At 67.9% G+C, this 7,630-nt stretch carries 7 protein-coding genes; 5 read left to right on the top strand and 2 right to left on the bottom strand.

Annotation, left to right across the window (positions count from 1 at the left end; translation table 11 throughout):
* The first annotated feature begins 166 nt into the window (after positions 1-166).
* Positions 167-826 carry an ABC transporter ATP-binding protein gene (locus QM619_RS13880; RefSeq protein ID WP_415109796.1) on the top strand — a complete coding sequence of 220 codons (660 nt, stop codon included), beginning with the start codon at positions 167-169 and terminating at the stop codon, positions 824-826.
* Entirely contained in the window at positions 823-2,535 is a 1,713-nt protein-coding gene (locus tag QM619_RS13875; RefSeq protein WP_415109793.1) for a DUF6297 family protein, read from the top strand. Before QM619_RS13880 ends, QM619_RS13875 begins: the two co-directional genes overlap by 4 nt.
* Before the next feature lie 129 nt (positions 2,536-2,664).
* Here the strand turns inward: QM619_RS13875 and QM619_RS13870 are convergent, their stop codons facing one another.
* Positions 2,665-3,378, bottom strand: coding sequence for a fibronectin type III domain-containing protein (locus tag QM619_RS13870; protein ID WP_415109789.1), 714 nt, complete (start codon positions 3,376-3,378; stop codon positions 2,665-2,667).
* Positions 3,379-3,471: 93 nt separating this feature from the next.
* Here QM619_RS13870 and QM619_RS13865 point away from each other — a divergent pair, with 93 nt between their 5' ends.
* The gene (locus QM619_RS13865) at positions 3,472-4,053 is read left to right on the top strand and encodes a DUF433 domain-containing protein (RefSeq protein WP_415109786.1); all 582 of its coding nucleotides are present in this window, start codon (positions 3,472-3,474) and stop codon (positions 4,051-4,053) included.
* 449 nt (positions 4,054-4,502) lie between these two features.
* Here the strand turns inward: QM619_RS13865 and QM619_RS13860 are convergent, their stop codons facing one another.
* A complete protein-coding gene (locus QM619_RS13860) occupies positions 4,503-5,768 on the bottom strand; it encodes an isochorismate synthase (protein WP_415109783.1) in 1,266 nt (421 codons plus the stop codon).
* 178 nt (positions 5,769-5,946) lie between these two features.
* Between QM619_RS13860 and QM619_RS13855 the strand changes: the two genes are divergently transcribed.
* Together QM619_RS13855 and QM619_RS13850 are read left to right on the top strand one after the other, a co-directional pair.
* Positions 5,947-7,209: a geranylgeranyl reductase family protein gene (locus tag QM619_RS13855; RefSeq protein ID WP_415109781.1), complete on the top strand. Its 1,263-nt coding sequence runs from the start codon at positions 5,947-5,949 to the stop codon at positions 7,207-7,209.
* 16 nt (positions 7,210-7,225) lie between these two features.
* Positions 7,226-7,585, top strand: a complete 360-nt coding sequence (locus tag QM619_RS13850) for an NADH-quinone oxidoreductase subunit A (RefSeq protein ID WP_415109778.1) — start codon at positions 7,226-7,228, stop codon at positions 7,583-7,585.
* Positions 7,586-7,630: the final 45 nt, after the last annotated feature.

Raw genomic sequence — 7,630 nt, 5'->3', positions numbered from 1 at the left:
TCGGCAGCACTCCACTGCTCAAACACGACCACCATCATCCCTCCTCGAAATCTGGACCACTATGTATCCCAGACTAGAGAGATCACAACGCCAAACACCCACACGACACAATCAAGAGTCACACCCGATTCGAGGCGGGGTTGGATTGTGGGGGAGAATCCTGCCCATGGCCAAACGCAGCACAGTGCTCAAGGTGGCCGGGCTCAGCAAGTCCTTCGGCCCGGTGACGATCGTGGACAATTTCAACCTCGAGGTCCGTGCGGGCGAGGCGATTGCGCTGACCGGACGCAACGGCGCCGGCAAGTCCACCATCCTGCGCTGCCTGGTCGGTGCCGACACCCCCGACGAGGGCATCGTCGAGGTGAACGGCATCCGGATGAGCGAGACCAACCCTGAGGTGCGCCGCGCGGTGGCGACTGTCATCGACGACCTGGACTTCTTCCCCGACCTGTCGGTGGTCGAGCACCTCGACCTGCTGGCCCGCGCGCACGGCGTCCCCGACCCCGAGACGGCGGTCGACGAGGTGCTGCACGAGGTGCAGTTGGTGCCGCAGTCCGGCCAGCTGCCGGGCACGCTGTCGTCGGGTCAGCGCCGCCGGCTCGCCCTGGCCACCGCCTTCGTCCGGCCGCGTCAGCTGCTGGTCCTCGACGAGCCCGAGCAGCGCCTGGACGTCGAGGGCGTCGACTGGCTGGCCGCCCGGCTGGCCGCCGAACGGGCCCGCGGACTGGCGATCGTGCTGGCCAGCCACGAACCGAAGCTGGTCGACGTGGTCGCCACCCGTGTCGTCCGGATCGGCGCGAACGTGGCCGACGAGGTCGACGCGTGAGCAAGAAGTCCCGCAAGCTGATCCGTTCGGCGTCCGCGTCCGGCGCCGCGAAACCGGAGGCGGCTCCCGCTCCGGCACCGGAGCCGGAACGCAGTTTCTGGTTCCTTCCGGACGCCGAACCCGAGCCGGTCGACGAGCGCGACCTGCACGGCGCCATGAAGCAGTGGCGTCACGGCCGTGCCACCCGGTCGATCATGGAGGCCGTTCAGGACGCCTACGTGGCCATCTTCAGCGTGCTGATGATCGGCGCGATGATCGCGAACCTGGTGCTCAAGGCGCAGTCGACGATGGCCAGCTGTGCGGCGGCCACCTGCATTTCGGCGCGCACGCTGGTGCCGTGGGCGGTCTGGTTCGCGCTGCTCGGCCTGACGTTGGGGGTGGCCCGGCTGTTCGGTCCGGTGCTGGTCTCGGCCGCCGAAGGCTTCTGGCTGATGGACGCCCCGATCGAGCGCTCCCGGCTGCTGTCCGGACGCCTCCGGCTGGCGGTGGCCGCCGCCGGCGTCCTGGCCGCCGCGCTCGGTGCGTTGACCGCGGCGCTGAGCGGGTCGAGCCTGCTGGAGATCGGCCTGTGGGCGTTGGCGGACGGCGTGGGTGCGGCCGCGTTGACTGCGTTCGCCGCCGCCGAACAGACCCGGGAACGCCTGGTGCTGACGCGGGTCGTCCAGACTCTGCTGGCGACGTTGGGCCTGGTCACCCTGCTGTTCACCGTCGCGATCGCCGCCGGCTGGCTGTCGTTGACTCTGCCGTCCGAGGTGACCACGGTGGTGCCGGCCGGGGCCGCTCTGCTGGGCGTGGTGCTGGTGGCGATCGAGTTGATCGCCGCCCGGCGCCGGTTGAATCTGATCCGGCGGGCTCGGCTGACTTCGGGCGGCTCTCTGGTGTCGGGCATGCAGGGCGCCATGTATGCGCTCGACTTCGGACTGATCCGCGACATCGTGGTCGAGCGGGCCGCGGTGGAACGCGGTCATGTCACGCCGACGTCCGGACGCGGCGACGGTCTGCAGGCGCTGCTCTGGCGCGATCTGCAGCGGCTGCGCCGGTTCCCGCGTCCGCTGGTGCCGTTGGCGGCGTCCGTGGTGGCTCCGTACGCGATGGACGCCTTGGGCCTGACCACGGTGAACCCGTTCGTGTCCGGGCTGATCCTGGTCATGGTGCTGGTGCCGTTCCTGTCGACGCTGCGGGTGCTGACCCGGACCGGCGGGCTGGCCCGGCTGTTCCCGTTCCGGACCGCGCAGATTCGGACGGCGGCGATGGTGATTCCGCTGCTGCTGGCGCTGTTCTGGCAGGTGGCGACCGTTCCGGCGTTCGTCGGGATCACCTCCGCCGGCACCGAACGATCGTTGCTGGACGGCGTCGCGACCGCCCTGGTCACCGGCCTGGCCGGCTGGCTGGGCGCGGTCCGCTGGGTGACGGCGAAGAAGGCCGACTTCAACACCCCGATGGTTGCTACGGCGTCCGGCGCGGTGCCGCCGGGACTGATCTTCAACCTGTTCCGCGGCATCGACATGGTGGCCCTGATCACCGCCCCGGTGATGCTCGGCGGCTCGCCGCTGTGGTCGTTCGCCCTTGCCGGTGTCGCGTTCATCTTCCTGCGCGGCACGTTCAACATGGACGAGATGAAGGCCCAGCAAGAGCAGCTGAACCGGGAACGGGAGACCCTGAAGAAGCAGTCCGGTCAGAAGATCAAGGTGCAGCGTCCGGGTCGCTGAGGCATCCACCTGGCGCCGCACCGCCACTTCGATCCGACATCGCCTGCGTTCGGGCACATTGCCTGCGTTCAAACACAGGCGATGAACCCAAAGGCAGGCGATGTCGCTGGCGCTCGATGCGGACGCCGGTCAGCCGACCGCTGCCGAGCCGACGCGGAGCCAGTCGTCGCAGTCGCTGGGAGCCAGGAAGTGGGTGTGGCAGGCGAGCAACTCGAATTCGTAGGTCGTGCCTGGTTCCAGATTGTTGATCGCCACGTCGCCGACGCGTCCGCCGAGGTCGTCGGTCTGCGTCCAGGTGTTCGAATCCATGGCCCGGTAGTGGACGATGAAGCGGTCGTAGCCGGCCTCTCGGGCGTACCAGTGGACGCCGACCGTCCGGCTGTCGGCGGTGAGGGTCGGGCACAATCCTTCGCCACACGGCTGCGGGCCGCTGGTGGTGACGAAGGGCGGCATGCATACCAGAAGCTTGGTCGGCACCAGCGTGAACGCTTTCCGGACGCCGGCCGACTGGTCGTCCGCGGCGATCACCGACTGGGCGCGGGCGTCCCCAGGGTGGGCAACGATCGCGCAACTGAACTGGGTCTCTGTGGTCACCAGGGTGCCGTCGCCGTCGACTCGGGTTCCGTCGATCAGCGTCTTTTCTTCGAGGCCGTCGACCTGCCCGCCGGGAGCCACGATCGTCAGCGTGCTGTTGGGAGTGAACCCGTGTCCGGAGACCCGGATCCGGGTTTCATCGCAGTAGCCCTCGATCGGACAGTCGGGGGCGATGGACTCCACGACCAGGGTTCCGGTCAGCGTGGACGACCCCGTCTGAGGGTCGCAGGAGGTGACTGCGAAAGGCATCAACGCGGTCATTGCGATGGCGACCGCCACATGTAGGTTCTGCATGACCGGAGGACGACGATGCGCTGCGGTTGATGCGCCGCGGCGCGGTTGATGCAGGTGACGGTCCTGGCGGTCCCTGGCGCGCCCCGGCCCTGTGATGCACCCCGCAACCCCCCTGACGCACCTGCATCGTCCCCTGGCACACCCGCACAGTCCCCTGGCATGCCCCACCGATCTCGCCATCGGGAGCGACTGTCACCTTGGGTGACTGCTTTCGTGTTATTTCACGAAAGCAGTCAGCGATCCTGTCAGCCGTCACCGATGGCGAGATCGGCGGGAGGGCGGAGAGGAAATCCGAGCCCGTTACCCATGGGCGAGGGGTGCAGGGGGCGTCTTCTGGCCCCCGTCAGGAGTGGAATGCTTGGCCTCATGCAGTGTCAAGGGCCAGTGAGAACTGCGACGGTTAGTCATCTCGACCGCATCACGGTCGATCCGGCGGTATGCCACGGCAAGCCGATAGTCAGGGGCATGCGCCGGCCGGTTCAGACGGTTCTGGAACTGCTTGCCAGCGACATGTCCTTCGGCGAGATCCTGACGGACCACCCTGAGCTGGAGCGTGAGGATCTGCTGGCCTGCCTGGAGTTCGCCGCGCTCCAAGCCTCCGGCCGGTACATCGTCCCGTTCACAACCTGAGGCCATGTGTGCGCTCGAACCGGTTCTTGGTGGTTATCGCGGCGGTGCCAAGCGTCTTCCGCGGGTCAAGCCACTTTCTGGTGGGTATGGCATACCCCTGGGAGGTATCCATAGCCACCAGAAAGTGGTTTGAGTAGAGGCGCAGCCCGCAGAGATACCCCCCAGGGGTACTTATATCAACCCAAAAGTGGTTCGGGGTCGACTCCACGCCTCAATGCGGGGCGCCGCCCGACGGTTCATGAGTCGCCCGACGGTTCATGAGTTGCGAGAGGGGCCTCGACAAGCTCGACCATCGGTGTGGATCTCGGCCACGCCCTGCAGGCCGAGGCGATGCGCAAGGCGTAGGTCCCGACAAGCTCGACCATCGGTGTGGATCTCGGCGAGTTCCACGCGGCGGATGGGGTCCTCGGCAGGCTCGACCATCGGTGGCAGGCGCCGACCGGCGGAGGTCAGAGACTGAGCGCCTCGAGCATGGGGAGCAGTTTTGCCCTGGTCTCTGCGAGCTCTTCATCGGGGTTGGAGCCTTCGACGATGCCGCAGCCGGCGAACAGGTTGATGCGGTGGGGGTCGGCGTCCAGCATTCCGCAGCGCAGGGCGATGGCCCATTCGCCGTCGCCGTTGGCGTCGATCCAGCCGACCGGACCGGAGTACCGGCCGCGGTCCATGCCTTCCAGTTCGGCGATCGCCGCGCGAGCCACCGCGGTCGGCGTCCCACACACGGCTGCCGATGGGTGCAGTGCCGACGCCAGTCTCAGTGAGGATGCCTTCTTGTGTGCCACCGCGGTCACGTCGGTGGCCAGGTGCAGCACGTTCGGCAGCTCCAGTACATAGGGAGATTCGGGCACGTTCATCCCGGAACACAGCGGGGCCAGTGCCTCGGCGACGGACGCCACCGCCAGTTCGTGCTCGGCCAGGTTCTTCGAGGACCGGGCCAGCGCGCCGGCCAGTTTCAGGTCGGTCTCTTCCGAGCCGCTGCGCCGGATCGTCCCGGCCAGCACCCGCGAGGTGGCCAGCCCGCGCTCGCGGCGCACCAGCATCTCCGGCGACGCCCCGACCAGGCCGTCCACACTGAACACCCAGCAACCCGGATAGTCGCTCGCCAACGTGGAAACCAGATGCCGCACATCGATCGGTTCGGACGCCGTCGCGACCACCCGGCGAGCCAGCACCACCTTCTCCAGGCCGTTGCTCTCGATCCGATGTACGGCCTCGGCGACCCGGCGGCGCCACCGATCCTCGTCGGCGGCATCGGTGAGCACTCGGACGTCCCGCGGTGCGCGGATCGGCTCGGCGCGCGCGGCGAGTGAGCTGAGAAGGGACGACGGGTCGCCAGAGGTCTCGACAAGCTCGACCATCGACTGGGTCTCGACAAGCTCGACCGGCGGGGAGACGGGCTCGACCAGCGGTTCCGAGTCGAGAACGGTCATCCAGGCCCGGCCGTCCCGGCGTCCGATGATCACCTGGGGGACCACCAGCCGGGAGACTCCGACAGTGTGACCGGGGTCGAAGCAGAACGAGCCGAACGCGACGGGTCCCGAGCCGGCCACCCCGGTCACCTCCGAGCGATGGACGACGCGGGCCGCAAACCCCCTCCACCAGGCGTCCGCCTCGGCCGGATCGGCCACCTCCACGGTGGCGAAACGGCCCAGCCCGACCATTCCCTCGCCGCGTCGCAGCCAGGCTACGGAGCCCTCGTCCACAAGGTATTTTGCCAACGATTCTTGATCGTTAATAGCGAATGTGCGGGCATAAATGGGGGCCGCCGAGGGCGCTGGGATCACCCGCGCAGCTTAGTCATGACCACCCGCGCCGCTCGAATGGCTGTCGTGTCATTTCGTGCCTAGACTGACGGCTGCGCCCATGGCGCCAAACCCAACGATGACGAGGAGTGGCATGTCCGAGGAGATGGCGGACGTCATCGTCGTCGGGGCCGGTCCGGCGGGGGCGACCGCGGCCTGCTGGCTGGCCGAGCAGGGCCTCGGCGTCGCCCTGTTGGAGAAGAGCAGCTTCCCCCGTGACAAGGTGTGCGGCGACGGTCTCACCCCGCGCGCCACCAAGCAACTGGTCCGGCTCGGCATCGATGTCTCGGAGGACGCCGGCTGGCTGCATAACAAGGGTCTCCGGGTCTACGGCTCCCGCCCCGAGCCGTTCCACATCCCCTGGCCCGAACTGGGCGAGTTCCCGTCGTTCGGCCTGGTCCGCAAGCGGGCCGACTTCGACGAACTGCTGGCCAACCACGCGGTCGCCAAGGGCGCCACCCTCTACCAGCAGGCCAACGTCAACGGCGCGGCGATCGACGACCGCAGCGGACGGATCACCGGCGTCACCACCAAGGACGGGCGCCGGTTCAGCGCGCCGCTGGTGGTCGCCGCCGACGGCAACTCCTCCCCGGTGGCCAAGGCGATGGGCCTGCTCAAGGACGGCAAGAAGCCGATGGGCGTGGCCTGCCGCACCTACTTCACCTCGCCCCGGCACGACGACGACTGGATGGAGTCGTGGCTGCAGCTGTGGGACGGCAAGCCGGGGGAGTCGAACCTGCTGCCCGGCTACGGCTGGATCTTCGGCATGGGCGACGGCACCTGCAATGTCGGGCTCGGCACGGTCGCCAGCACCGCCACCTCGCAGAAGCTGAACTACCGCGACCTGCTGCACCGCTGGCTGGCCAACACCCCGGCCGAGTGGGGCTTCAACCCCGACAATCAGGTCGGCGGCGTGGCGTCCGCGGCGCTGCCGATGGCGTTCAACCGCAAACCTGCCTACAGCAAGGGCCTGCTGCTGGTCGGCGACTCGGGCGGCATGGTGTCCCCGTTCAACGGCGAAGGCATCCCGTACGCGATGGAGGCCGGCGAGGCCGCCGCCGACGCGGTGGCACGGGCGCACGCCGAAGGGGTCGGGACGCCGGCCGCCGAGAAGGCGCTGGCCGGCTACCCGATCCGGCTGGCCCATGAGTGGGGCGGCTACTTCCGGCTCGGCCAGCGCTTCGTGAAGCTGATCGAGCACCCGGAGGTGATGCGGGTCTGCGTCCGCTACGGGCTGCCGCGGCCGACTCTGATGCGTTTCACCATCAAGTTGTTGGCTCACCTTTACGACACCAGAGAAGGTGATTGGATGGATCGCGTGATCCACTCGCTGTCGAGGGTGGTTCCCTCGGCATGACCGGACGGAGGCAACGATGAGTCCCTACATCCCGATCCTGGGGATCATGGCGCTGGCGGCCGCCTTCCTGGTGGTGTCGGTGGTGCTGAGCTTGGTGGTCGGCCCGCGCCGCTACAACCGCACCAAATACGACACCTACGAATGCGGCATCGATCCAACCCCGGCGGCGGCCGGCGGCGGCCGTTTTCCGGTCAAGTACTACATCACGGCGATGATGTTTCTGGTTTTCGACGTCGAGGTCGCGTTCATGTACCCGTGGGCGGTCGCTTTCGACAATCTCGGCGTCTTCGGCTTCGGCGCGATGATGATCTTTCTGCTCGTGCTGGGCGTCGCCTACTTCTACGAGATCAGGCGTGGTGGTCTGGAATGGGACTGAGCACGATGACGGCACGGGGCACGAACACACAGCGAACGATCACGC

This window comes from Micropruina sp. (genome assembly GCF_047606665.1).
Classification (GTDB): Bacteria; Actinomycetota; Actinomycetes; order Propionibacteriales; family Propionibacteriaceae; genus Micropruina.
The sequence above is the reverse complement of the archived record's forward strand: the minus strand, read 5'-3'. Positions and strand labels throughout refer to the sequence as shown.

Excerpts from the sequence above, each read along its gene's own strand:
- QM619_RS13880 (WP_415109796.1), top strand. The coding sequence starts at position 167 with ATGGCCAAACGCAGCACAGTGCTCAAGGTGGCCGGGCTCAGCAAGTCC.
- QM619_RS13850 (WP_415109778.1), top strand. The coding sequence starts at position 7,226 with ATGAGTCCCTACATCCCGATCCTGGGGATCATGGCGCTGGCGGCCGCC.
- QM619_RS13855 (WP_415109781.1), top strand. The coding sequence starts at position 5,947 with ATGTCCGAGGAGATGGCGGACGTCATCGTCGTCGGGGCCGGTCCGGCG.
- QM619_RS13870 (WP_415109789.1), bottom strand. The coding sequence starts at position 3,378 with ATGCCTTTCGCAGTCACCTCCTGCGACCCTCAGACGGGGTCGTCCACG.
- QM619_RS13865 (WP_415109786.1), top strand. The coding sequence starts at position 3,472 with ATGCAGGTGACGGTCCTGGCGGTCCCTGGCGCGCCCCGGCCCTGTGAT.